20 protein-coding genes are annotated in these 22,796 nt (G+C 62.9%); 6 read left to right on the top strand and 14 right to left on the bottom strand.

Features of this window, described 5'->3' with window-relative positions; translation table 11 throughout:
- Positions 1 to 2: 2 nt before the first annotated feature.
- The 5 genes from LU682_RS05050 to pmbA form a co-directional block, all read right to left on the bottom strand.
- Positions 3 to 614: a superoxide dismutase gene (locus tag LU682_RS05050; protein WP_014589823.1), complete on the bottom strand. Its 612-nt coding sequence runs from the start codon at positions 612 to 614 to the stop codon at positions 3 to 5.
- Between the two features lies 1 nt (position 615).
- The gene (locus LU682_RS05045; protein ID WP_010952141.1) at positions 616 to 1,077 is read right to left on the bottom strand and encodes a DUF2753 family protein; all 462 of its coding nucleotides are present in this window, start codon (positions 1,075 to 1,077) and stop codon (positions 616 to 618) included.
- Between the two features lie 27 nt (positions 1,078 to 1,104).
- The gene (locus LU682_RS05040) at positions 1,105 to 2,481 is read right to left on the bottom strand and encodes a class II fumarate hydratase (RefSeq protein WP_049586460.1); all 1,377 of its coding nucleotides are present in this window, start codon (positions 2,479 to 2,481) and stop codon (positions 1,105 to 1,107) included.
- Positions 2,474 to 2,875 (bottom strand): hypothetical protein, encoded by a 402-nt coding sequence (locus LU682_RS05035; protein ID WP_012051310.1) that lies wholly within the window; start codon positions 2,873 to 2,875, stop codon positions 2,474 to 2,476. The genes LU682_RS05040 and LU682_RS05035 overlap by 8 nt, the downstream gene beginning before the upstream one ends.
- Before the next feature lie 244 nt (positions 2,876 to 3,119).
- Positions 3,120 to 4,466, bottom strand: coding sequence for a metalloprotease PmbA (gene pmbA, locus LU682_RS05030; RefSeq protein ID WP_014589820.1), 1,347 nt, complete (start codon positions 4,464 to 4,466; stop codon positions 3,120 to 3,122).
- A gap of 109 nt (positions 4,467 to 4,575) precedes the next feature.
- On the opposite strand from pmbA, the gene yjgA reads away from it, so the two are divergent.
- A complete protein-coding gene (gene yjgA, locus LU682_RS05025; protein ID WP_003255152.1) occupies positions 4,576 to 5,097 on the top strand; it encodes a ribosome biogenesis factor YjgA in 522 nt (173 codons plus the stop codon).
- Positions 5,098 to 5,154: 57 nt separating this feature from the next.
- Here yjgA and tldD read toward each other — a convergent pair whose 3' ends face one another.
- From tldD to mreB, 8 genes are all read right to left on the bottom strand, one after another.
- Positions 5,155 to 6,594 carry a metalloprotease TldD gene (tldD, locus tag LU682_RS05020; RefSeq protein WP_010952138.1) on the bottom strand — a complete coding sequence of 480 codons (1,440 nt, stop codon included), beginning with the start codon at positions 6,592 to 6,594 and terminating at the stop codon, positions 5,155 to 5,157.
- Between the two features lie 2 nt (positions 6,595 to 6,596).
- On the bottom strand, positions 6,597 to 7,448 hold the full coding sequence (locus LU682_RS05015) for a carbon-nitrogen hydrolase family protein (RefSeq protein WP_010952137.1): 852 nt from the start codon (positions 7,446 to 7,448) through the stop codon (positions 6,597 to 6,599).
- Positions 7,449 to 7,456: 8 nt separating this feature from the next.
- On the bottom strand, positions 7,457 to 11,278 hold the full coding sequence (locus LU682_RS05010; RefSeq protein WP_010952136.1) for a YhdP family protein: 3,822 nt from the start codon (positions 11,276 to 11,278) through the stop codon (positions 7,457 to 7,459).
- A gap of 82 nt (positions 11,279 to 11,360) precedes the next feature.
- Positions 11,361 to 12,818 carry a ribonuclease G gene (gene rng, locus LU682_RS05005; RefSeq protein WP_010952135.1) on the bottom strand — a complete coding sequence of 486 codons (1,458 nt, stop codon included), beginning with the start codon at positions 12,816 to 12,818 and terminating at the stop codon, positions 11,361 to 11,363.
- 53 nt (positions 12,819 to 12,871) lie between these two features.
- Positions 12,872 to 13,483, bottom strand: a complete 612-nt coding sequence (locus LU682_RS05000; protein ID WP_010952134.1) for a Maf family protein — start codon at positions 13,481 to 13,483, stop codon at positions 12,872 to 12,874.
- A 32-nt stretch (positions 13,484 to 13,515) separates the two neighbouring features.
- Positions 13,516 to 14,004 (bottom strand): rod shape-determining protein MreD, encoded by a 489-nt coding sequence (gene mreD, locus LU682_RS04995; RefSeq protein ID WP_003255161.1) that lies wholly within the window; start codon positions 14,002 to 14,004, stop codon positions 13,516 to 13,518.
- Positions 14,004 to 14,996: a rod shape-determining protein MreC gene (gene mreC, locus LU682_RS04990; protein ID WP_060488969.1), complete on the bottom strand. Its 993-nt coding sequence runs from the start codon at positions 14,994 to 14,996 to the stop codon at positions 14,004 to 14,006. The genes mreD and mreC overlap by 1 nt, the downstream gene beginning before the upstream one ends.
- Positions 14,997 to 15,222: 226 nt before the next feature.
- Positions 15,223 to 16,260, bottom strand: coding sequence for a rod shape-determining protein MreB (gene mreB / locus LU682_RS04985; RefSeq protein ID WP_003255163.1), 1,038 nt, complete (start codon positions 16,258 to 16,260; stop codon positions 15,223 to 15,225).
- A gap of 205 nt (positions 16,261 to 16,465) precedes the next feature.
- Between mreB and gatC the strand changes: the two genes are divergently transcribed.
- From gatC to LU682_RS04960, 5 genes are all read left to right on the top strand, one after another.
- Entirely contained in the window at positions 16,466 to 16,753 is a 288-nt protein-coding gene (gene gatC, locus LU682_RS04980) for an Asp-tRNA(Asn)/Glu-tRNA(Gln) amidotransferase subunit GatC (protein ID WP_003255165.1), read from the top strand.
- Positions 16,754 to 16,768: 15 nt separating this feature from the next.
- Positions 16,769 to 18,220 carry an Asp-tRNA(Asn)/Glu-tRNA(Gln) amidotransferase subunit GatA gene (gatA, locus tag LU682_RS04975; protein WP_010952131.1) on the top strand — a complete coding sequence of 484 codons (1,452 nt, stop codon included), beginning with the start codon at positions 16,769 to 16,771 and terminating at the stop codon, positions 18,218 to 18,220.
- 11 nt (positions 18,221 to 18,231) lie between these two features.
- Complete coding sequence (gatB, locus tag LU682_RS04970; RefSeq protein WP_010952130.1) at positions 18,232 to 19,677, top strand: Asp-tRNA(Asn)/Glu-tRNA(Gln) amidotransferase subunit GatB; 1,446 nt, start codon at positions 18,232 to 18,234, stop codon at positions 19,675 to 19,677.
- Positions 19,678 to 19,803: 126 nt separating this feature from the next.
- On the top strand, positions 19,804 to 20,178 hold the full coding sequence (locus tag LU682_RS04965; RefSeq protein WP_010952129.1) for a septal ring lytic transglycosylase RlpA family protein: 375 nt from the start codon (positions 19,804 to 19,806) through the stop codon (positions 20,176 to 20,178).
- 60 nt (positions 20,179 to 20,238) lie between these two features.
- Positions 20,239 to 21,282: a calcium/sodium antiporter gene (locus tag LU682_RS04960; RefSeq protein WP_010952128.1), complete on the top strand. Its 1,044-nt coding sequence runs from the start codon at positions 20,239 to 20,241 to the stop codon at positions 21,280 to 21,282.
- A gap of 143 nt (positions 21,283 to 21,425) precedes the next feature.
- Here the strand turns inward: LU682_RS04960 and LU682_RS04955 are convergent, their stop codons facing one another.
- Positions 21,426 to 22,787 (bottom strand): amino acid permease, encoded by a 1,362-nt coding sequence (locus LU682_RS04955; protein ID WP_003255172.1) that lies wholly within the window; start codon positions 22,785 to 22,787, stop codon positions 21,426 to 21,428.
- Positions 22,788 to 22,796 lie beyond the last annotated feature (9 nt).

Raw genomic sequence — 22,796 nt, 5'->3', positions numbered from 1 at the left:
ACTCACTTCAGGGCTTCAAGGTAACGACGTTCAACTTCCACCCAGTCAATGACGTTGTAGAAGGCACCGATGTATTCCGGACGACGGTTCTGGTACTTGAGGTAGTACGCGTGCTCCCACACGTCCAGGCCCAGGATCGGCGCATTGCCGTGCATCAGCGGGCTGTCCTGGTTGCCGCTACTCTCCACCATCAAGGTTTTTTGCGGCGTCACGCTGAGCCAGGCCCAACCGCTGCCGAAGCGGGTCAACGCGGCTTTGGTGAAAGCCTCCTTGAAAGCCTCGAAGCCGCCAAGTTGTGCAGTGACGGCTTGCGCCAGCTGGCCCACAGGCTCGCCACCGCCCTGAGGCGACATGACAGTCCAGAACAGGCTGTGGTTGGCGTGACCACCGCCGTGGTTGGTCACGGCGCCACGCAGGTTTTCCGGCAGTTGCTTGACGGCAGCGACCAGTTTTTCCACCGGCCATTCGGCCCACTCGGTACCCTCGAGGGCGGCATTGAGGCCGTTCACGTAAGTCTGGTGATGCTTGGTGTGGTGGATTTCCATTGTCTGGGCATCAATGTGTGGTTCCAGCGCATCGTAGGCGTATGGCAATGCAGGCAAGGTATGGGGCATGTCAGTGAATTCCGTAGGCATGGGTTCTAGGTGTTACATCCGGCTTGGCAGCGAGCTCGCTGGCCCCGGCGCTGTGGCGGTTGAGCAAGCGCTCGGTACGCGGGTACTGGCCATACTCGGCAATGAAACTCAGCAGCTCGGTGTAAGTGCGCGCACTGTGGCGCAAGGCTGCATCACGCAGCCCCTGAGGCAGGCGCACTTCCTGGCAGGCCTGCAGCAGTCGCTGGTGAGCAGCGCACAGGTAGTCGGCGCTTTCATGCGGCTGGTCAAGGCGCAGGTGCAGGTCAGCCAGGTTGTGGTGGGCGATGACGAATGCAGCCACCGCTTCGTCCACGTCATGCCAGCGCTCGAACAGCACCTGGGCCAACGCCAAGGCTTGCAGGTAGTGTTCCCGGGCGTCCACCAGTTCGCCTTGTTCGAATAGGCGGTTGGCGGTTTCCGTGGTGCGTTTCCAGTGCTGCATGGTTGTCTCCTGGGCGGTGACGCAGTGTCAGATACCGCCGGCGGTGAGTTTTTCCGGGTCCAGCAGCGCTTCAAGCTGGTCGCGGGACAGGTCGGTGTGCTCCAGCGCCACATCGATGATTGGACGACCCTGCTTGTAGGCGGTCTTGGCGATTTCGGCGGCCTTGAGGTAGCCGATGATCGGATTCAACGCCGTGACCAGAATCGGGTTGCGCGCGAGGGCTTCCTTGAGTTTGTCTTCGTTGACCTTGAAGCTGGCGATGGCTTTGTCGGCCAGCAAGCGGCTGACATTGGCCATCAGCTCGATGCTTTCCAGCAGGTTGCGGGCGATCACCGGCAGCATCACGTTCAGCTCGAAGTTACCGGCTTGACCTGCGACGGCGATGGTCGCGTCGTTGCCAATCACTTGGGCGGCGACCATGGCAGTGGCCTCCGGGATCACCGGGTTGACCTTGCCTGGCATGATCGAAGAGCCCGGCTGCAGAGCTTGCAGCTCGATTTCGCCCAGACCGGCCAGCGGGCCGGAGTTCATCCAGCGCAGATCGTTGGCGATTTTCATCAACGCCACAGCGGTGGTCTTGAGCTGGCCAGACAAAGCCACGGCAGTGTCCTGCGAGCCGATCAGTGCGAACAGGTTCTGGCCGGGCGTGAACTCGACCTTGGTCAGGCCACTGAGCTGGCGAGCGAAACCGACAGCGAACTGCGGATGGGCGTTGATGCCGGTACCCACGGCGGTTCCGCCCTGGGCCAGCGCCTGCAAGTGCGGCAGCACACCTTCGATGTGCGACTTGGCAGCATTGATCTGCGCAGCCCAGCCATCCAGCACCTGGCTCATGCGCACGGGCATCGCGTCCATCAGGTGAGTACGACCGGTCTTCACGTATTGATGTACTTGTGCCGACTTGACCTCGATCACCTGTACCAGGTGCGCCAGGGCTGGCAGCAACTGCTCGTGCAGGGCCAACGCGGCGCTGACATGGATGGTGGTCGGAATGATGTCATTGCTGCTCTGGCCACAGTTGACGTGGTCATTGGCATTGACCGCCTCACCCAGTACATGGGTAGCCAAGGTGGCGATCACCTCATTGGCGTTCATGTTCGAACTGGTGCCAGAGCCTGTCTGGAACACATCCACCGGGAAGTGCTGGATGAAGTCCTCGGCCAGCAATTGCTCGACAGCCTTGACGATAGCCTGGCCCTGCCCGGCAGACAGTTGCTCCAGTTCGACGTTGGCCTTGGCCGCAGCGGCCTTGGCCAGCAACAAGGCACGAATGAACTGGGCCGGCATACGCTGGCCGCTGATCGGGAAGTTGTCGACCGCGCGCTGGGTCTGGGCGCCGTAGAGGGCCTGGGCCGGCACCTGCAGCTCACCCATGCTGTCACGCTCGATACGGGTATCACTCATCATCAAATCCTTGCATCAGTTCATCGGGAGAAATCGAAGGCAGCAGACGGCAATTGGCCAACTGCAAGGCGTAGGGTTGCCAGCGTTGGTTCTGTTCCTGGCGGTCGAGGTTGCGCAGGTCCAGCAGAGGGCGCCACGCCTGGTCCAGGCACAGACAACGCCAATGCCAGGGGAGCATGCGATCGCAGGCGGTATCCAGCAGCAGGCGAAACGCTGTCAGCGCCACCGTCCATGGCGAGGTTTCGGTGCAGCACACCAGATAGCGGCCTTCGGCCAGGTAATGCTCGATCAGGCGCGGCTCGTCGGGGTCGAGCGCACAGCGAATGCGCCGGCTGAGCCAGCGCCAGTTTTCCAGGTAGGGCAGTTCGCGGAGGACGGATTTCATGAACATCATCGCCGGGTTACTGGATAATGATATTCATTATTAAGTGATAAATAGAATCACTTCAAGAAAAAGGTGATGAAATAAAAACCCGGCGCGAGGGCCGGGTCTTCGGATTTGCAGGGAAAGGTGTAGTGCTGTTCCGGCCTCTTCGCGGGTGAACCCGCTCCTACAACGGCCTGTGTCCAACCCCGATGTACGTCCACCACCGTGTAGGAGCGGGTTTACCCGCGAAAGGGCCGGCGCAGGCTAAAGATCAGCTACCAGCAACGGTCATCCGCTCGATCAACACCGAGCCCGTATGAATATTGCTACGGGTTTCAAGATCGCTACCGATCGCGACAATCTGCTGGAACATGTCCTTCATGTTTCCGGCGATGGTGACTTCCTGTACGGCATGCTGAATCTCGCCATTCTCGACCCAGAACCCCGCCGCACCACGGGAATAGTCCCCCGTCACCATGTTCAAGCCATGCCCCATCAGTTCGGTCACCAGCAGCCCGCGCCCCATACGGCGAATCAGCGCGGCCTGATCTTCGACACCGTGGCTGACGAACAGGTTATGCACGCCACCGGAATTGGCCGTACTCGGCAAACCCAGCTTGCGCCCCGAATAGGTACCCAGCAAGTACGACACCAGCTCGCCTTTGTCGACAAACGGTTTGGCATAGGTGGCCAGGCCATCACCGTCGAAGGCGGCACTGCCCAACGCGCGCGGAATATGCGGGCGTTCGTCGAGGGTCAGCCAGGAAGGGAACAGGCGCTGGCCAATGGTACCCTCCAGGAAAGACGACTTGCGGTACAGGTTGCCGCCGGAAATGGCCGACAGGAAGCTGCCGAACAGGCCACCGGCCAATTCGGCCGAAAACAGCACCGGTACCTCACAAGTCGGCACCGGCCGGGCGCCAAGGCGGCTGGCGGCACGCTGGGCAGCGCGCAGGCCGATGCTGCTCGGGTCGGCCAGCAGGTTGCCCTGGCGGTTCACGTCGTACCAGTAGTCACGCTGCATCTGCCCGTCGCCTTCGGCAATCATCACGCAGCTCAGGCTGTGCCGGGTCGAGGCGTAACCACCGATGAACCCATGGCTGTTGCCATACACGCGGCAGCCCTGGTGGGTATTGAGGGTGGTACCATCGGCGTTGAGGATGCGCGGGTCGGCGTCGAACGCCGCCGCCTCGCAGGCCAGGGCCATTTCGATGGCCTTCTCGGGCTCGATATCCCAGTCGTGGTACAGGTCCAGGTCCGGGATTTCACGCGCCATCAGCGCTGCGTCGGCCAAGCCCGAGCATTCATCCTCGGAGGTATGCCTGGCAATTGCCAACGCTGCGGCGACGGTCTCGCGAATCGCCTCCGGTCCACTGGCCGAGGTGCTGGCCGAACCTTTGCGCTGGCCAACATAAAGGGTGATACCAAAGCCCTGGTCGCGGTTGAACTCGACCGTTTCGACCTCACGCTGGCGTACGGTGGTGGACAGCCCTTGCTCCAGCGACACCGCCACTTCACAGGCACTGGCCCCCTGACGACGCGCCTCGGCGATGATCGCCTCGACCTGTTCCTGCAATGCTGGCAGGTCTTTCGGACCTACGCTCTGGACTGCACTCATGGTTCTCTCCACTCAAATTCTGCGTTCGGCTTGGGGTCATTCTACGACCGGGCCGGACAAGCGGCCCCCGACTGGTTATCATGGCGGCGATTTCTAGCGGACTGCCACCATGGTTGATTCAAACGACGACGCCTTCGACGGCGAAAAAAGCAAAACCCAGATCAAGCGCGAACTGCATGCGCTGGTCGAACTCGGCGAGCGGCTTACCACGCTCAAGGCCGATACCTTGGCGCGCCTGCCTTTGACCGACGAGCTGCGCAAGGCACTGGCTGAGGCCAGCAAGCACACCGCTCATGGCGCCCGTAAACGCCACATGTCGTTCGTCGGCAAGCTCATGCGCGTGCAAGACCTCGATGCCATCCATGCCTTGCTCGAACAGATGGACAGCTCGACTCGCCAGTACAACGAACGTTTCCACAGCCTGGAGCGCTGGCGTGACCGGTTGATCGACGGTAACGACGAAGACCTCGAGCGCTTCGTCAACGAGTACCCCGACACCGACCGCCAGCAGCTACGCTCGCTGGTGCGCCATGCCCAGCACGAGAAGGCGCGAAACAAGCCGCCTGCCGCCGCGCGCAAGGTGTTCAAGTACATCCGCGACCTCGACGAGTTGCAGCGCGGGTTGCGCTGACGGACTGGGGCCCTGTGGGAGCGGACGTGCCCGCTCCTGCAAGGGTCCCCGAAGCCATCAAGCCCCGGTACCGCCCACGGTAATCGCATCCAGTTTCAAGGTAGGCTGCCCCACCCCGACCGGCACCGACTGCCCGTCCTTTCCGCACGTTCCTACCCCGCTGTCCAGTGCCAGGTCGTTACCGACCATCGAAACCCGGCTCATCGCCTCGGGACCATTGCCGATCAGGGTTGCGCCCTTCACTGGCGCGGTAATCTTGCCGTCTTCGATCAGGTAGGCCTCACTGGTGGAGAACACGAACTTGCCGCTGGTGATATCCACCTGTCCACCACCGAGGTTGGCGCAGTAGATACCCTTCTTCACCGACGCGATGATCTCCTGTGGGTCGCTTTCGCCGGCTCGCATGTAGGTGTTGGTCATGCGTGGCATCGGCAGGTGCGCGTAGGATTCACGGCGGCCGTTGCCGGTCACAGCCATGCCCATCAGGCGCGCGTTCAGCTTGTCCTGCATGTACCCCTTGAGCACGCCATTCTCGATCAGCGTGGTGCATTCGGTCGGGGTGCCTTCGTCATCCACGCTCAACGAGCCGCGGCGGCCTTCGAGGGTGCCATCGTCGACGATGGTGCACAGGCTCGACGCCACCTTCTCGCCAATGCGGCCACTGAACGCCGAACTGCCCTTGCGGTTGAAGTCGCCTTCCAGGCCATGGCCGACCGCTTCGTGCAACAGCACGCCCGACCAGCCCGAGCCCAGCACCACCGGCAAGGTACCGGCCGGTGCCGGGATCGCTTCAAGATTCACCAGGGCCTGGCGCAGGGCCTCGCGCGCATAGCCCATCACCCGCTCTTCGGTAAAGAAACGGTAGTCGGTACGGCCGCCACCGCCCTGTCCGCCACGTTCGCGACGGCCATTCTGCTCGACGATGACACTGACATTGAAGCGCACCAGCGGGCGTACGTCGGCGGCCAGGCTGCCATCGGCCGCGGCAATCAGAATGCGTTCCCAGACCCCGGCCATGCTCACGCTGACTTGCTGAATGCGCGGGTCCAGGGCACGGGTGGCGGCATCGACACGCTTAAGCAGCTCGACCTTTTCGGCACGGCTGAGCACGTCCAGCGGATTGTCCGCGGTATACAGGGCGGCCACTTCCTGGCTGCGGAAGGCTTGCACCGTGCCGTTTTGCCCGGCACGGGAAATCGAACGGGCGGCACGGGCTGCCGAGGTCAACGCTTCGAGGTTGATCGCGTTGCTGTAGGCGAAGCCGGTTTTTTCGCCGGACTGGGCACGCACGCCCACGCCCTGGTCGAGGTTGAAGCTGCCCTCTTTGACGATGCCGTCTTCCAGCGCCCAGGTTTCCGAGATCTGGCCCTGGAAATACAGGTCGGCGGCATCGATGCCGGGGCCAGCCAACTCACCCAGCACGCTCTGCAGGCTGTCCAGGGTCAAGCCGCCTGGGGCCAGGAGCTGCTCACTGACGGTGGATAACATCTGGCTCATAGTCACTCCGAGGTATGCGCAGGCCGCAACGCGCCCTGCGAAAAAAAGCGCCGGTGCGATACCACCGGCATGCGCGTCCGAATGGACGCTTGTTCTTCAATGTCGCGCTCGGCAAGCAGTACCGCTTCACCTTGCGCCTGTTCTGCGAGAATGCGCCCCCAAGGGTCGACGATCGCCGCATGGCCATGGGTTTCCCGTGGGCCAGGGTGGGCACCGCCCTGTGCCGCAGCCAGCAGGTAACACTGGGTTTCGATGGCCCGGGCACGCACCAGCACCTCCCAATGTGCTGCGCCGGTCACTGCGGTAAAAGCTGCCGGTGCGGTTATCAGCTCCGCGCCGGCCGCGCGCAGCGCGCTGTACAGTTCGGGAAAGCGCAGGTCGTAACACACGCTCAGCCCCAGCCGACCGACCGGCGTATCAGCCACCACCACCTGAGCACCCTGTGCGTAGTCATCCGACTCGCGGTAACGGCCCCGGTTGTCGGCCACGTCCACATCAAACAAGTGCAGCTTGTCATACCTTGCCGCCACCTCGCCGTGTTCATCGACCAGCAGCGAGCACGCATGGGCCTTGGCATCGGGATGGCCGAACGGCGGCAAGGGCAAAGTACCGGCAACAATCCATAACTTGAGGTCGCGGGCGGTGCGTTTCAACCACGGCAGGATGGGCCCTTCCCCCAAGGCTTCGGCGCGGCCGATGGCAGCAGCGTCCTTGCGCCCCATGGCGGCAAAGTTTTCCGGCAGCACCGCCAACCGTGCGCCGCCCAATGCGGCCTGCTCCAACAGGGCACCGGCACGCTGCAGGTTGGTCTGCACGTCGTCCTGGCTGACCATCTGGATTACCGCTGCCTTCATGGGTACTCCTAGCGGGATTTCTCGAAAGGTTTCACAAATGTGATTCTAGGCTCTTTCCACGGCCCTTCGACACGGTAGTGCACGCTGGCAAAGCGTGACACGCGGTCACCGATCAGCCGATCGACCAGGAACAGCGCACCGCCCACCGCCGGCGCGCCGACGATCAACGCCGCCAGCGGCAGGTTGTTGGTCACCGGCAGGCTCACCTGCAAGTCAGCATCGACCCGGTCGCTGACCATGTCCAGCGTGCCGTCGAGCTCGAAGTTGCTCGACGGGCCGGTCACAGTAATCGGTTCGCGGGTCACGTACACGCCACTGCTGGCCACCAGCAAGCCCTTGACCCGGTCATAGGCCAGGCCCTTGTCAAACAGGTCGGAAAAGTCCAGACGCAGGCGCCGGCCAATCGAGTTGAAGTTGAGCAGGCCGAACACCCGCAGTGCCTGTGCGCTGCCTTCGACCTCGACGAACTGGCCGGTGCGCAGCGCCGCATCCATGCTGCCCGAGAAGCGCTTCAGGCCCACTGCGGCCGGCGAACCCGGCCAGCGGCCATCCACGTCCAGGCGGAAGTCGCGGCTGGTCACCGTCGGGGCAAAGCCCCAGGCGCTGAGCACATCCGCCAGGTTCTTGCCGTCAAGGCGCCCTTTGTACCAACTGCTGGTTTTACCCGTTTCCCCCTCCCAGCCACCACCGCCATCGATGCGCAACCCCTTGAGGTCGAGGTCGATATCACTGGCTGTAACGCCACGTGGGGTCGGCCGCAGCTTGATCGCGGCACTACCGTAAAGATCGTCACCGCGATAGAGCTTGTCGATGCTCAGGTCCAGTGCCGGGACTTTGCGCGGATCGAACGAGGCCAGCGGGTCGGGGCCGTCTTCAGCCTGCTGTTCAGCGGCGCTGGCGGCAGGCAGCCGCAAGGTCTGCATGCGCACGACCACGGGCGCGCCCTTGGCATCCGGTACGCGCGCATTACCAATGACTTCCTTGCTGTCGAGGCGCAAATCCCAGGCCGGGCCGCCCCGGGCCAGGCGGACCACGGCCTGGTTCAGGTCCATGCCGAAGGCTTTCAACTGGCCGATGCTCAGGTCGACGCTTTGCAGGTTCTGCCGCGCGCTGCCACCGGGGTCGTCCCCAGCCAGCCGGCCCGCCTGCTCTTGCCAAGGGGCCAGGTCCAGGGTCTCCAGGCGCCCGCGCACCCTCAGCCCCTGGCTGGCAGGTACCCGGGCGTCGCCTGTGCCCAGCACTAGCTCGCCGCGGCCCTGGGTCAAGTTTTCAGCCGGTGCAGCATAGGCAAAGCGAGCAAGGTCGGCGTAGGCAGCATCGAATTGCCGCTCCGGGCCCTGAAGGCTCATGCTGAAACGGCTGTCACGGGTATCAGCTGCCGCTTTGCCGAACGGAGCCGGCAGGTCGATGGCCAGCCCCTTGAGGCTGGAAGTGACACTCAGGCGGTTGTCCCGGCTCCCCAGACTGAGCTGCAACTGATAGGGCAGGTCACCGGAGGCCGGCAAGGCCTGCTTGAACTGCAGCCAGTCAGTCAGCGTCTTGAGCGATACCTGGCCATTGGCATTGATGCGGGTCTGCATCTGCCCAGCCTGACCTTCAGCGGTTATTTGCGCCGTTACCGGCTTGCCAAAGGCCTGCAGGCTGATGCCCTTGCCACTCAGGCCCTTGTCGAAGTCGAAGCTGAAGTCGCCCTTCAGGCGGTTCAACTCCAGGCTTGGCGGGGCAACTTTCAGGCGCGCATCGTGGGTGGCGAAGTCCACCTGCACCTTTGGGCGCTGCCCATGGGCCAGCGGGATATCGAGCTTGACCTTGCCCTTCAGCGGCCCCTCACCTTCCCAGCCGGCGAAAATCTCCCCGGTGCCGATTGGCGCTTCCTTGAGAATCTTCAGGCCATCACCCAGGCTACCGTCGAAGTCGCCATCCAGGTAGAGATGGCTGTGCTGGTCGCCGTCGACATGCGGGATATCGACATTCACATCGCTGACCTTGGTGTCGAGCAGCACGCCTCGCTGAGCCTTGATGCGCACGCCACTGTCCTCGATGAACACATCGCCATCGACGTGCTGCACCTGTGGCCAACCGGGCTGGAAGTCCAGGGCGGCGTCATGCACCTTGAAGAACAGGCTGATGCTGCGCGCTTGCGGGGATGCGCCATGGTTCAGCGAGCCCTGATACTGGAAGTAGCCTTCATCCACAGCGCCTTTGACGATAGCGCTGCGCAGCCACTCGTCGAGGGCCGGGCTGAGCACCTCGGGCAGATACTTGGCAGTATAGCGGCCATCGCCTTCGGTCAGGCCGACGCGCAGGTCCATGTAGTCCTCGCGGCCTTCCTCGAACAACAGGCGAATCAGGAAGTCACCGGCGATCTTGCCCTCCTCGCCCAGCACCTTGAGGTAGGGCGCAATCAGGGTGAAACCGTCTTTGTCCAAGGTCCAGGTCAAGCGCGCATTCGCCTTCTGGTAATGCCAGGGCTTGGCGAAGATCGGGTACAGATGCAGCATGAACGCATCGGTATCCAGGCGCAGTTCGCCGTGGCCCAGGTCACCACTGATGCTGCCACTGACGTTACCGGCCGCCGGGGCGTTGTGATAAGCATCGAAGCCTACCTTCTCCAGGTTGGCTGCGAACTGCAGCCGCTGGTCACCCTCGGCCTTGGGCCTGGCCTCGAGGCGCACATTGCGCAACGCACCGGTCACCTTCAAGCCATCGACCACATCCTTGACCTTGTCCGACAGGGGGGCGAGGGCATCGATCAGCGGAGTCAGCGGGGTGAGGTCGAGGCGGTCGGCCTGTAACTGCCAGCTTTCATCGGCTGCATTCTGGCCAGGGCGCTGCTGCAACTGCAGGTGAGACTCCCAGCGGGCCTTGCCGAGGTCCATGGCCAACGAGTCGACGACCACATCGAAGCCTTGCTCCCGGCGCTGGAACCAGGCGCCCAAAGCCAGATTATTCAGGTTGGCAGCCTTGCGCCCGGCATAGGCCCCCTCCAGCCTGGGTGCATTGAGCCTTACGACGGCCCGTTGCAACTGCCCCTTGCCCCAGCCGATCCAGAACTCACCGCCCGCCCGCAGGGTGTCAGCATGCCACTGCCCCAACACCCTGGGCGGCAACCAATGTGCCCAGTCACTTTGCGGCAGGCTCACATAGGCTTCTACCTCGCCATCACGCCAGGCCTCGGCCGACATACGGCTGTTCAGGCTCAACGCCAGGGGCTGGCCGTCAGGCAGGGTCGCACGCAAATCCAGGGCCTGGCGTTTAGCACCGGCCTGCAGGCCGGCACTCACATATGTCAGGGTCAGCGGGTCGCGCTGCCAGGGGTGCAGGGTGACCAGACTGTCGAACACATCGATGCGCCCCAGCTGGCGCAGGCGCTGCAGCAAGTCGGCAGGGTCCAGCGGCGCGTCGTCCTTCTTCGGCAGGCCTTCCAGGTTCCAGGCGCCCTGCTCGTTCTCGCGAAGGATCAGTTGCAGCCCGCCCAGCTGGATGCGCGCCAGGCGCACTTCGCGGGCGGTGAGGCTGGCCCAGATGTCGGGCACCACCATGACGTCATCCAGCCGGAGCGCCTTGGTGCCTTCGCCCAATTGCAGGTCGCGCACCCGCAGCACAGGGGCCAGTCCGCTCCAGTGCCCTTCCAGGGCACCGACATGCACGGGCAGGCCCAGCGCCTGCTCGGCCTTGCTTTCTACGTCGGCACGGTACTCGGCTACCAGCGGCACCAGTTCACGACCAAGGCTGACATACAGCGCCACCAATACGGCCAGCAGGGCACATATGCCCAACCCCCAGCGGGTCAGAGCAACAAGAACGCGGTTCAGACGTCCCATGGCCATGGCCCTCCAAGTCGTTTATCCATGATGGCCCGTCGTGCCGGTTTTGCCAGCACGACAATGCAGTGGCGTGTTTCGGAAGACCTCAGAGCAGCACCACGTCGTATTGTTCCTGCGAATACATCGACTCGACCTGGAAGCGAATGGTTCGACCGATGAAAGCTTCCAGTTCCGCCACGTTGCCTGACTCTTCATCCAGCAGGCGGTCGACCACCTTCTGGTTGGCCAGCACACGGTAGCCTTCAGCCTGATAGGCACGGGCCTCACGCAGGATCTCGCGGAATATTTCGTAACAGATGGTCTCGGGCGTTTTCAGCTTGCCGCGGCCCTGACAGGCCAGGCACGGCTCGCAAAGCACCTGTTCCAGGCTTTCCCGCGTGCGCTTGCGGGTCATCTGCACCAGGCCCAGCTCGGTGATGCCGATGATGTTGGTCTTGGCGTGATCGCGCTCCAGCTGTTTTTCCAGGGTACGCAGTACCTGGCGCTGGTGATCTTCGTCTTCCATGTCGATGAAGTCGATGATGATGATGCCGCCAATGTTGCGCAGGCGCAGTTGTCGGGCGATGGCGGTAGCAGCCTCGAGGTTGGTCTTGAAGATGGTTTCTTCGAGGTTGCGATGGCCGACGAAAGCCCCGGTATTGACATCGATGGTGGTCATCGCTTCGGCCGGGTCGACCACCAGGTAACCGCCGGACTTCAACGGCACCTTGCGCTCCAGAGCCCGCTGGATCTCGTCTTCGACGCCGTACAGGTCAAAGATTGGGCGCTCGCCCGGGTAGTGTTCGAGGCGGTCGGCAATTTCCGGCATCAACTCGCCGACGAACTGCGTGGTCTTCTGGAAGGTTTCCCGCGAGTCGATGCGGATCTTCTCGATCTTCGGGTTGACCAGGTCGCGCAGGGTACGCAGGGCCAGGCCAAGGTCTTCGTAAATGACCGTGGGCGCGCCGCAGGTCTTGATCTGGGTGCCAATCTGCTCCCACAGGCGGCGCAGGTAACGGATGTCCTGCAAGATCTCCTCGGCACGCGCGCCTTCGGCGGCGGTGCGCAAGATGAAGCCGCCGGCATCCTTGATGTTTTCGCCATCCATGCAGTCGCTGACCACTTGCTTGAGGCGCTCACGCTCGGCTTCGTCCTCGATTTTCAGCGAAATACCGACATGGCTGCTGCGTGGCATGTACACCAGGTAACGCGACGGAATCGATAGCTGGGTGGTCAGGCGTGCACCCTTGGTGCCGATCGGGTCCTTGGTCACCTGCACCACCAGGGCCTGGCCTTCATGTACCAGTGCGGTGATGTTCTCTACCGCCGAGCCTTCGCGCTGGGAGATTTCCGAGGCATGGATAAACGCTGCGCGTTCGAGGCCAATGTCGACGAAGGCCGCCTGCATGCCTGGCAGCACACGCACCACCTTGCCCTTGTAGATATTGCCGACGATGCCACGGCGCTGGGTGCGCTCGACGTGCACCTCCTGCAGCACCCCGTTTTCCACCACCGCCACACGTGACTCCATCGGGGTGATGTTGATCAGGATCTCTTCACTCATGGCAGGCTCTCGTCAAAGGTTCTTCTAATGATGGATGGCGTATGCACTGCTGGCTACTGCGGGTTTGTTACCTCTGGCGTATGCGCGAGCGACTGCCAGCAGGCGATGCCGAACTGGCCAAGCAAATCGGCCGTTTCACAGAGTGGCAAGCCGACCACCGCCGAATAGCTGCCGGAAAGGCCGCTGACGAAGACCGCACCCAGCCCCTGGATGGCATAGCCGCCAGCCTTGTCAGATGGCTCGCCGCTGGCCCAATAGCGTTGCGCTTCATCAGTGCTGATGGCGCGAAAGCGCACCGTGCTGGTCACGCAAAAACTGTGCACACGCTGGCCATCGTCCAGGGCGACAGCGGTCAGCACCTGGTGCTCACGGCCTGACAGGTCAGCCAGCATGGCCAAGGCATCTTCACGGTTTTCCGGTTTGCCGAGAATACGACCATCGAGCACCACGGCAGTGTCTGCGCCGAGCACTACAGCCGGGCCGTCGACACTGACCAGGCCGGCGGCGGCCTTTGCCCGGGCCAGGCGCTCGACGTAGGCAGGGGCGCTTTCGCTGGGTAGCGGAGATTCATCGACCGGGGCACTGATGACAATGAACGGCACGCCGATCTGCGTCAGCAGTTCACGACGACGGGGCGAGCCTGAAGCCAGGTATAGCGGGGTCATGCAGACATCTCCCTGTCAGTGGCGCGTTGCCGTCAGTTGATGTGCAAGCGTCGACGCAGGTCGCGCAAGGCAAAGCTGATCCAAGGCCAGAGCAAGGCGCTGATCACCGCCGACCAGACCAGCGCCAGGGTGGGCAGTCGGTTGCCGGTCAGTGCACTGAGCCACAGCTGGATCAACTGGGCGATACCGAAGATCACCAGAATGACCAGGCTTTGCTGCCACATGGGGAACATGCGCAGACGCTGCTGCAGGGACAGCACCAAGAAGGTGATGAGGGTAAGGACCAGCGCATTCTGCCCCAGCAGCGTGCCATACAGCACGTCCTCGGCAAGGCCCAGCACGAATGCCGTGGTCATGCCGACCTTGTTCGGCACGGCAAGGGTCCAGAACGACACCAGCAAGGCCAGCCACATGGGCCGGAACACTTCCATGAACTGCGGCATGGGGGAAACGCTGAGCAGCAGGCCGATGGCGAACGTAAGCCAGATGACCCAGCCGTTATTGCGGCGTGATGCAGCCATCATTGCCTCCGGGGTTGAGCGGGTGCGGCCGGCGTGGCAGGTGCAGCAGACGGGGCTGCTGGCTGCGCGACCGGAGTGGCCGGTGCTGCCGGTGTGACCGACGCGGCAGGCGTGCCAGCGGCGGGTGCGACCTGATCACGGGTAGCGGCCGGCTGGCCAGCAAGTGCAGCGCCCTTGCGGTCAGCCTCTTCCTGGGCAATGGCGGCATCGGTGGCGCGCTGCTCCGGGCTACGCCGGTCACTGAACACCAGCAACATATAGCGGCTGCGGTTGAGCGCGGCGGTGGGGATGGCACGGACGATGGCAAAGGGTTGGCCGGAATCGTGGATCACTTCGTTGACCGTGGCCACCGGGTAGCCGGCAGGAAAGCGCTGCCCCATGCCGGAACTGACCAGCAGGTCGCCTTCCTTGATGTCGGCAGTGTCGGCCACATGCCGCAACTCCAGGCGCTCCGGGTTGCCAGTGCCGCTGGCGATGGCACGCAGACCGTTGCGGTTGACCTGCACCGGAATGCTGTGGGTGGTATCGGTCAGCAACAGCACCCGCGCGGTATAGGGCATCAACTCTACGACCTGGCCCATCAGGCCGCGGGCATCGAGCACCGGCTGGCCCAGGAACACACCATCACGCTCACCCTTGTTGATCAGAATGCGGTGGGTAAACGGGTTGGGGTCGACACCGATCAGCTCGGCCACTTCAACCTTTTCGTTGACCAGCGCCGAAGAGTTGAGCAACTCGCGCAGCCGCACGTTCTGCTCGGTCAGGGCCGCCAGCTTCTGCAGGCGCCCCTGCAGCAGCAGGGCTTCGGTCTTGAGCTTCTCGTTTTCGGCAATCAGCTCGGTGCGGCTACCGAACTGGCCGGCCACACCTTGCCAGGCACGCTGTGGCAAATCGGTGATCCAGTACGACTCCATCAGCACCAGGCCCATCTGGCTGCGCACGGGTTTGAGCACGTCGAAGCGCGCGTCGACAACCATCAACGCGACCGACATCACCACCAGAACGAGCAGGCGAACGCCCAGCGAAGGGCCCTTGGAGAAAAGCGGTTTAATGGGCCGTTCCTCGTGGACGACTCAGGAGGTCATTGGACATGGAACAACGCACCAGCCTGGTTGCGGGTTGACGGATACGGCGCCCCAAACGGGCGCCAGCCCAGCGCATACAGGTAGCACTGTACGTACTACCTGTAAACCGGGCGCTCGTGAACAGCGAGCGGGATCACTCGCTGGAGAGCAGGTCCATCGCGTGCTTGTCCATCATCTCCAGGGCGCGACCGCCGCCACGGGCGACGCAGGTCAGCGGGTCCTCGGCGACAATCACCGGCAGGCCGGTTTCCTGGGCCAGCAGTTTGTCGAGGTCACGCAGCAGCGCACCACCACCGGTCAACACCAGGCCGCGCTCGGCGATGTCCGAGGCGAGTTCCGGCGGCGATTGCTCGAGGGCGCTCTTGACCGCCTGGACGATGGTCGCCAGCGATTCCTGCAGCGCTTCGAGCACTTCGTTGGAATTCAGGGTGAAGGCACGCGGTACACCTTCGGCCAGGTTACGACCACGCACGTCGACTTCACGTACTTCGCCACCTGGGTAGGCAGTACCGATTTCCTGCTTGATACGTTCGGCGGTGGATTCGCCGATCAAGCTGCCGTAGTTGCGGCGCACGTAGGTCACGATGGCTTCGTCGAAGCGGTCACCGCCAACGCGGACGGACTCGGCATAGACCACGCCGTTCAGCGAGATCAGGGCGATTTCAGTGGTACCGCCACCGATATCGACGACCATCGAACCGCGGGCCTCTTCAACCGGCAGGCCGGCACCGATGGCAGCGGCCATCGGCTCTTCGATCAGGAACACTTCACGGGCACCCGCGCCGAGGGCCGACTCGCGGATGGCGCGGCGCTCGACCTGGGTCGACTTGCACGGCACGCAGATCAGCACGCGCGGGCTCGGCTGCAGGAAGCTGTTCTCGTGAACCTTGTTGATAAAATATTGCAACATTTTTTCGCAGACGCTGAAGTCGGCAATGACGCCGTCCTTCATCGGACGAATGGCTGCAATGTTGCCGGGCGTACGGCCCAGCATGCGTTTGGCTTCGGTACCGACGGCGACGACGCTTTTCTGGTTGCCATGGGTACGGATGGCAACAACCGAGGGCTCATTCAGGACGATACCGCGCTCACGCACGTAAATAAGGGTGTTGGCAGTACCCAGATCGATAGAAAGATCGCTGGAAAACATGCCACGCAGTTTCTTGAACATGGGAAAGTGACCCTGGGGAAAGCGTGGGTAAAAAAGTGCGGCAAACTCTAACAATGGCAGGGATTTTGGGCAAGGAGCCAATATGTTAAATTGGCTGTTTTTCCGAGCACGCCAGCAGAATTTCGCGGCCGTTAGACCGCCAGAAAGCTGACATGTTCCTCACCGCGGACCCAAATTCCGTTCTTTGTTTCCCTTGGAGATCCTCATGGCGCTTGAACGCTGCGACGTGGAAAAGATCGCCCATCTGGCCCGCCTGGGCCTGAATGATGGCGAACTGCCACGCATTACCGACGCCCTGAACAGCATTCTCGGCCTGGTCGACCAGATGCAAGCGGTCGATACCACTGGCATCGAGCCCCTGGCCCACCCGCTGGAGGCCAGCCAGCGCCTGCGTCCTGACCAAGTCACCGAAAGCAACCAGCGCGATGCCTACCAGGCCATCGCGCCGTCGACCGAAAGCGGTCTGTACCTGGTTCCCAAAGTCATCGAGTAAGGGATAGAGCCTGCCATGCATCAATTGACCCTGGCCGAGATCGCCCGCGGACTCGCCGACAAATCGTTTTCTTCCGAAGAGCTGACCGGCGCCCTGCTGGCGCGCATCAAGCAGCTCGACCCACAGATCAACAGCTTCATCAGCGTCACCGAAGACCTGGCCCTGGGCCAGGCGCGTGCCGCCGATGCCCGTCGCGCCGCGGGCGAAACCAGCGCGCTGCTGGGTGCACCGATCGCCCACAAAGACCTGTTCTGCACCAACGGCGTACGCACCAGCTGCGGCTCGAAGATGCTCGACAACTTCAAGGCGCCCTATGACGCCACCGTGGTCGCCAAGCTGGCGGAAGCCGGCATGGTCACCCTGGGCAAGACCAACATGGACGAGTTCGCCATGGGTTCGGCCAACGAATCCAGCCATTACGGCGCGGTGAAGAACCCGTGGAACCTCGAGCACGTTCCGGGCGGGTCGTCCGGTGGTTCGGCCGCTGCCGTGGCCGCGCGTCTGCTGCCCGCCACCACGGGCACCGACACCGGCGGCTCGATCCGCCAGCCAGCGGCACTGACCAACCTCACCGGCCTCAAGCCGACGTACGGTCGTGTGTCGCGCTGGGGCATGATCGCCTACGCCTCCAGCCTCGACCAGGGCGGCCCACTGGCCCGCACCGCCGAGGACTGCGCGCTGCTGCTGCAAGGTATGGCCGGTTTCGACGCCAAGGACTCCACCAGCATCGAAGAACCGGTGCCGGACTACAGCGCCAGCCTGAACGCTTCGCTGCAGGGCCTGCGCATCGGCCTGCCGAAAGAGTACTTCGGTGCCGGTCTAGACCCACGCATCGCCGACCTGGTCCAGGCCAGCGTCAAAGAGCTGGAAAAGCTCGGCGCAGTGGTCAAGGAAATCAGCCTGCCGAACATGCAGCATGCCATTCCGGCCTACTACGTGATCGCTCCGGCTGAAGCCTCTTCCAACCTGTCGCGTTTCGACGGCGTACGCTTCGGCTACCGCTGTGAAGAGCCCAAAGACCTCACCGACCTGTACAAGCGCTCCCGCGGCGAAGGGTTCGGCGTTGAAGTACAGCGGCGCATCATGGTCGGTACCTACGCCCTGTCGGCCGGCTACTACGACGCCTATTACGTGAAGGCGCAGCAAATCCGCCGCCTGATCAAGAACGACTTCATGGCCGCCTTCAACGATGTCGACCTGATTCTCGGCCCGACCACGCCAAACCCGGCCTGGAAGCTTGGCGCCAAGAGCAGCGACCCGGTTGCCGCCTATCTCGAAGACGTCTACACCATCACCGCCAACCTGGCGGGCCTGCCAGGCCTGTCGATGCCTGCGGGCTTCGTCGACGGCCTGCCGGTCGGCGTGCAACTGCTGGCGCCGTACTTCCAGGAAGGCCGCCTGCTCAACGTCGCGCACCGCTACCAACAGGTGACCGACTGGCATACCCGCGCCCCCAACGGCTTCTGAGGAATTCACACATGCAATGGGAAGTTGTGATCGGGCTGGAAATCCACACTCAGCTCGCCACCCAGTCGAAGATCTTCTCCGGCAGCGCTACCACCTTTGGCTCCGAGCCGAATACTCAGGCCAGCCTGGTTGACCTGGGCATGCCCGGCGTACTGCCGGTGCTGAACGAGCAAGCCGTGCGCATGGCGTGCATGTTCGGCCTGGCCATCGATGCCGAGATCGGCAAGCGCAACGTGTTCGCACGCAAGAACTACTTCTACCCCGACCTGCCCAAGGGCTACCAGATCAGCCAGATGGACCTGCCGATCGTCGGCAAGGGTCACCTGGACATCGCGCTGGAAGACGGCACCATCAAGCGCATCGGTGTAACCCGCGCACACCTGGAAGAAGACGCCGGCAAGAGCCTGCACGAAGACTTCAGCGGTTCCACCGGCATCGACCTGAACCGTGCCGGCACCCCGCTGCTGGAAATCGTCTCCGAGCCTGACATGCGCAGCGCCAAGGAAGCCGTGGCTTACGTCAAGGCGATCCACGCGCTGGTGCGCTACCTGGGCATCTGCGACGGCAACATGGCCGAAGGTTCGCTGCGCTGCGACTGCAACGTATCGATCCGCCCGAAAGGCCAGACCGAGTTCGGCACTCGCTGTGAAATCAAGAACGTCAACTCGTTCCGCTTCATCGAGCGCGCGATCAACAGCGAAATCCAGCGCCAGATCGACCTGATCGAAGACGGTGGCAAAGTGGTGCAGGAAACCCGCCTGTACGACCCGAACAAGGACGAAACCCGCTCCATGCGCAGCAAAGAGGAAGCCAACGACTACCGTTACTTCCCCGACCCCGACCTGCTGCCGGTGGTCATCGAGGACAGCTTCCTCGAAACCATCCGCGCCGGCCTGCCGGAGCTGCCGCCACAGAAGGTCGAGCGCTTCCAGACTCAGTACGGTCTGTCGGCCTACGACGCCAACGTGTTGGCTTCCAGCCGCGAACAGGCTGACTACTTCGAAGAAGTGGTGAAGATTGGTGGTGATGCCAAGCTGGCGGCCAACTGGGTCATGGTCGAACTGGGTAGCCTGCTGAACAAGCTGGGTGTCGAAATCGATCAGGCGCCGGTCAGCGCCGCGCAACTGGGCGGCATGCTGCTGCGCATTCGTGACAACACCATCAGCGGCAAGATTGCCAAAACCGTGTTCGAGGCCATGGCCGCCGGTGAAGGCGATGCCGACAGCATCATCGAGAGCAAAGGCCTGAAACAGGTTACCGACACGGGTGCGATCGACAAGATGCTCGACGAAATGCTGGCAGCCAATGCCGAGCAGGTCGAACAGTATCGCGCAGCCGATGAGGCCAAGCGCGGCAAGATGTTCGGCTTCTTCGTCGGCCAGGCCATGAAAGCCTCCAAAGGCAAGGCCAACCCGGGGCAGGTGAACCAATTGCTCAAAGCCAAGCTCGAAGGGTGATGGTTTTACCCCTGTAATGCTGCGAGGGCTTCGCCCTCGTTCGCGGCTGAAGCCGCTCCTACACAAGCCAGCGTTCCCTGTAGGAGCGGATTTACCCGCGAATGGTCGCACCGGAGAGCACCTGACTTGCTAAAACGTTCCCTCGGCACCCTCGCCCTGTTTTCTTTCCTGGCCGGCTGCGCCAGCCATGACATCGACCCGCGCGGCTACGACCAGACGGGCACCGCTTCCTACTACGGCTCGCGCCACCATGGCAAACGCACCGCCAGTGGCGAACCGTTCAACCAGCACGCCCTTACCGCCGCCCACCGCAGCCTGCCCTTCGGCACACGTGTGCGGGTGACCAACATGGCCAACCAGCGCAGTGTGGTGGTACGCATAAACGACCGTGGCCCGCACACCCGCGGCCGCCTGATCGACCTGTCTCGCGCAGCAGCGGAAAAAATCGGCATGCTCCGTAGCGGAACAGCCCGCGTGCGAGTACAAGGGCTTAGCGACTGACGCGACAGGAGTCCGACCATTTTCGACCTGGCCACCCTTCCCACTTTTAGCCTGCTGCAAATGGGCGTCGCCCTGCTGTTGCTGGTCGGCGGCGCCGAGCTACTGGTGCGCTCCGCCTTGCGCCTGGCGCAGCGCCTGCACGTCCGCCCGCTGATCATAGGTCTGAGCCTGGTGGCCTTCGGCAGTACCGCGCCACAATTGACCGTAAGCCTGCAGGCCGCCTACCAGGGTGCGCCGGATGTGGCAGTAGGCAGCGTGATCGGCAGCAACATCTTCAACGTACTGGTCATTCTCGGCCTGGCCGCGCTGATCATCCCGCTGCGGGTGTCACGCCAGCTGGTGCGGCTGGACATTCCCCTGATGATCCTTGCCAGCGGGCTGGTGTATGCGCTGTCCGCCAATGCCCACCTGGGCAGGGTTGAAGGGGCACTGCTATTGCTGGGGCTGGCCGGTTACCTGGCAATGCTCTGGCATCAGTCGCGCCATTACGCACGCACCTACCCTGCCCCGGACGCCGCCAGGTCCGGGGCCGGGCGCTTCTGGTCAGGTACGCTGCTGCAGATACTGGTCGGCCTTGGCCTGCTGAGCCTGGCGGGCCACTTGCTACTGGAAGCTGCCATCGAGGTGGCCACCGACCTGGGCCTGTCCGAGCGTATTATCGGCCTGACGGTCGTCGCCATCTGCACCTCCCTGCCGGAACTGGCCGCTGCGCTGATCGCCGCCTTGCGTGGCGAACGGGAGATCGCGGTGGGCACGGTGATCGGCAGCAACCTGTTCAACCTGCTGGCCGTACTTGGCCTGACCGCACTGATCACCCCGGAACCCCTGTCGATCTCGCCTAACGCGCTGTCTTTCGATCTGCCTGTAATGCTCGGCGTTGCTGCCCTGAGCCTGCCAGTGTTCTATTCCGGTTACCGCATCACTCGCGCAGAAGGCCTGGTGTTTCTTTGCCTGTACCTGGCCTACGGCCTTCATGTGGCGGCTTTTACCATGGGTATGCCGTTGGCTGGCCGCCTGGAGCGATTGATGCTGTTCTATGTACTGCCGGTGCTCGCTACGGTGTTGCTGTACACCACTGTGCGTGCTTGGCGGAGGCAGCATTGAGGGGCATGGAAGGGGAACGCGTCAGGGCCGCCAGACGCATGCCTTTAGGCTTTCATCGCCTGTGAGATCGAGCGCCGCCCGCGCGGCGCTCGATCTCACAGGCGCCGAAAACCTAACGGCATACCCCTTACGAACAAACCCGATCAGCCCTTGGCCTGGCGAGCCTTCTTCAGCTTGAAAGCCACCCACAGCACAGCGATCCATGCCGGGATCAGCATTACCGAGATGCGAATCGGCGGCGTCAGGTACATCACTACCAGGATCAGCACGATGAACGCCAGGCACAGGTAGTTGGTCAGCGGGTGCCCCAGGCTTTTGTAGAAGGGGGTGATCCCGGCGGCCAGCTTGGCCTTGCGGAATTTGAGGTGGGTAATGCTGATGCTCGCCCAGTTGATCACCAACGCGGACACTGCCAACGCCATCAGCAAACCAAAGGCCCCGCCCGGCATCAGGTAATTGATCAGCACGCACAGGCCGGTCGCAAAGGCCGACACGGCCAGCGCGGTCAGCGGCACGCCGCTACGGCTCACCTTCAGCAACTGACGCGGCGCATCGCCCTGGCTGGCCAGGCCAAACAGCATACGGCTATTGGCGTACACACAGCTGTTGTACACCGACAGCGCAGCCGTCAGCACCACGATATTGAGGATGGTCGCCACCAGGTCGCTGTCCAGTTCGTGGAAGATCATCACGAACGGGCTGCCGCCCTGCACCACCTTCTGCCAAGGGTACAGCGACAACAGCACTGCCAAGGCACCGATGTAGAAAATCAGGATACGGTACACCACCTGGTTGGTGGCCTTGGGGATGCTCTCGCGCGGGTTGTCAGCCTCGGCAGCCGTGATGCCGACCAACTCCAGGCCACCGAACGAGAACATGATCACCGCCAGGGCCATTACCAGACCCGTGACGCCGTTAGGGAAGAAGCCGCCGTACTGCCACAGGTTGGCCACGCTGGCATCCGGGCCACCATGACCGCTACCCAGCAACCAGGCACCAAAGCCGATCATGCTGACGATGGCTACCACCTTGACCAGGGCGAACCAGAACTCCATCTCGCCATAGACCTTTACCTGAGTCAGGTTGATCAGGTTGATCACCACGAAGAAGATCGCCGCCGTGGCCCAGGTGGGGAAGTCCGGCCACCAGTACTGCACGTAGATACCGACCGCCGTCAGCTCGGCCATGCCGACCAGCACGTACACCACCCAGTAATTCCAGCCTGAGACAAAGCCGGCAAACTCGCTCCAGTATTGGTGGGCGAAGTGGCTGAAGCTGCCGGCGACCGGCTCTTCCACCACCATTTCACCCAGCTGGCGCATGATCAGGAAGGCCATCAGGCCGGCGATGGCGTAGCCCAGCAACACGGAGGGGCCGGCCAACTGGATGGTCTGGGCAATGCCCAGGAACAACCCGGTACCGATGGCCCCGCCCAGCGCGATCAGCTGGATATGGCGATTCTTCAGCCCGCGCTGTAACCGCTCGGGCGTGCTCTGGTCTTGCATGAAGTGTCC

The organism is Pseudomonas alloputida (assembly GCF_021283545.2).
In the GTDB taxonomy this organism is placed as follows: domain Bacteria; phylum Pseudomonadota; class Gammaproteobacteria; order Pseudomonadales; family Pseudomonadaceae; genus Aquipseudomonas; species Aquipseudomonas alloputida.
The sequence above is the reverse complement of the archived record's forward strand: the minus strand, read 5'-3'. Positions and strand labels throughout refer to the sequence as shown.

Excerpts from the sequence above, each read along its gene's own strand:
- LU682_RS05050 (WP_014589823.1), bottom strand. The coding sequence starts at position 614 with ATGCCCCATACCTTGCCTGCATTGCCATACGCCTACGATGCGCTGGAA.
- LU682_RS05045 (WP_010952141.1), bottom strand. The coding sequence starts at position 1,077 with ATGCAGCACTGGAAACGCACCACGGAAACCGCCAACCGCCTATTCGAA.
- LU682_RS05040 (WP_049586460.1), bottom strand. The coding sequence starts at position 2,481 with ATGAGTGATACCCGTATCGAGCGTGACAGCATGGGTGAGCTGCAGGTG.
- LU682_RS05035 (WP_012051310.1), bottom strand. The coding sequence starts at position 2,875 with ATGATGTTCATGAAATCCGTCCTCCGCGAACTGCCCTACCTGGAAAAC.
- pmbA (WP_014589820.1), bottom strand. The coding sequence starts at position 4,466 with ATGAGTGCAGTCCAGAGCGTAGGTCCGAAAGACCTGCCAGCATTGCAG.
- yjgA (WP_003255152.1), top strand. The coding sequence starts at position 4,576 with ATGGTTGATTCAAACGACGACGCCTTCGACGGCGAAAAAAGCAAAACC.
- tldD (WP_010952138.1), bottom strand. The coding sequence starts at position 6,594 with ATGAGCCAGATGTTATCCACCGTCAGTGAGCAGCTCCTGGCCCCAGGC.
- LU682_RS05015 (WP_010952137.1), bottom strand. The coding sequence starts at position 7,448 with ATGAAGGCAGCGGTAATCCAGATGGTCAGCCAGGACGACGTGCAGACC.
- LU682_RS05010 (WP_010952136.1), bottom strand. The coding sequence starts at position 11,278 with ATGGCCATGGGACGTCTGAACCGCGTTCTTGTTGCTCTGACCCGCTGG.
- rng (WP_010952135.1), bottom strand. The coding sequence starts at position 12,818 with ATGAGTGAAGAGATCCTGATCAACATCACCCCGATGGAGTCACGTGTG.
- LU682_RS05000 (WP_010952134.1), bottom strand. The coding sequence starts at position 13,483 with ATGACCCCGCTATACCTGGCTTCAGGCTCGCCCCGTCGTCGTGAACTG.
- mreD (WP_003255161.1), bottom strand. The coding sequence starts at position 14,004 with ATGGCTGCATCACGCCGCAATAACGGCTGGGTCATCTGGCTTACGTTC.
- mreC (WP_060488969.1), bottom strand. The coding sequence starts at position 14,996 with ATGTCGGTCGCGTTGATGGTTGTCGACGCGCGCTTCGACGTGCTCAAA.
- mreB (WP_003255163.1), bottom strand. The coding sequence starts at position 16,260 with ATGTTCAAGAAACTGCGTGGCATGTTTTCCAGCGATCTTTCTATCGAT.
- gatC (WP_003255165.1), top strand. The coding sequence starts at position 16,466 with ATGGCGCTTGAACGCTGCGACGTGGAAAAGATCGCCCATCTGGCCCGC.
- gatA (WP_010952131.1), top strand. The coding sequence starts at position 16,769 with ATGCATCAATTGACCCTGGCCGAGATCGCCCGCGGACTCGCCGACAAA.
- gatB (WP_010952130.1), top strand. The coding sequence starts at position 18,232 with ATGCAATGGGAAGTTGTGATCGGGCTGGAAATCCACACTCAGCTCGCC.
- LU682_RS04960 (WP_010952128.1), top strand. The coding sequence starts at position 20,239 with ATGGGCGTCGCCCTGCTGTTGCTGGTCGGCGGCGCCGAGCTACTGGTG.
- LU682_RS04955 (WP_003255172.1), bottom strand. The coding sequence starts at position 22,787 with ATGCAAGACCAGAGCACGCCCGAGCGGTTACAGCGCGGGCTGAAGAAT.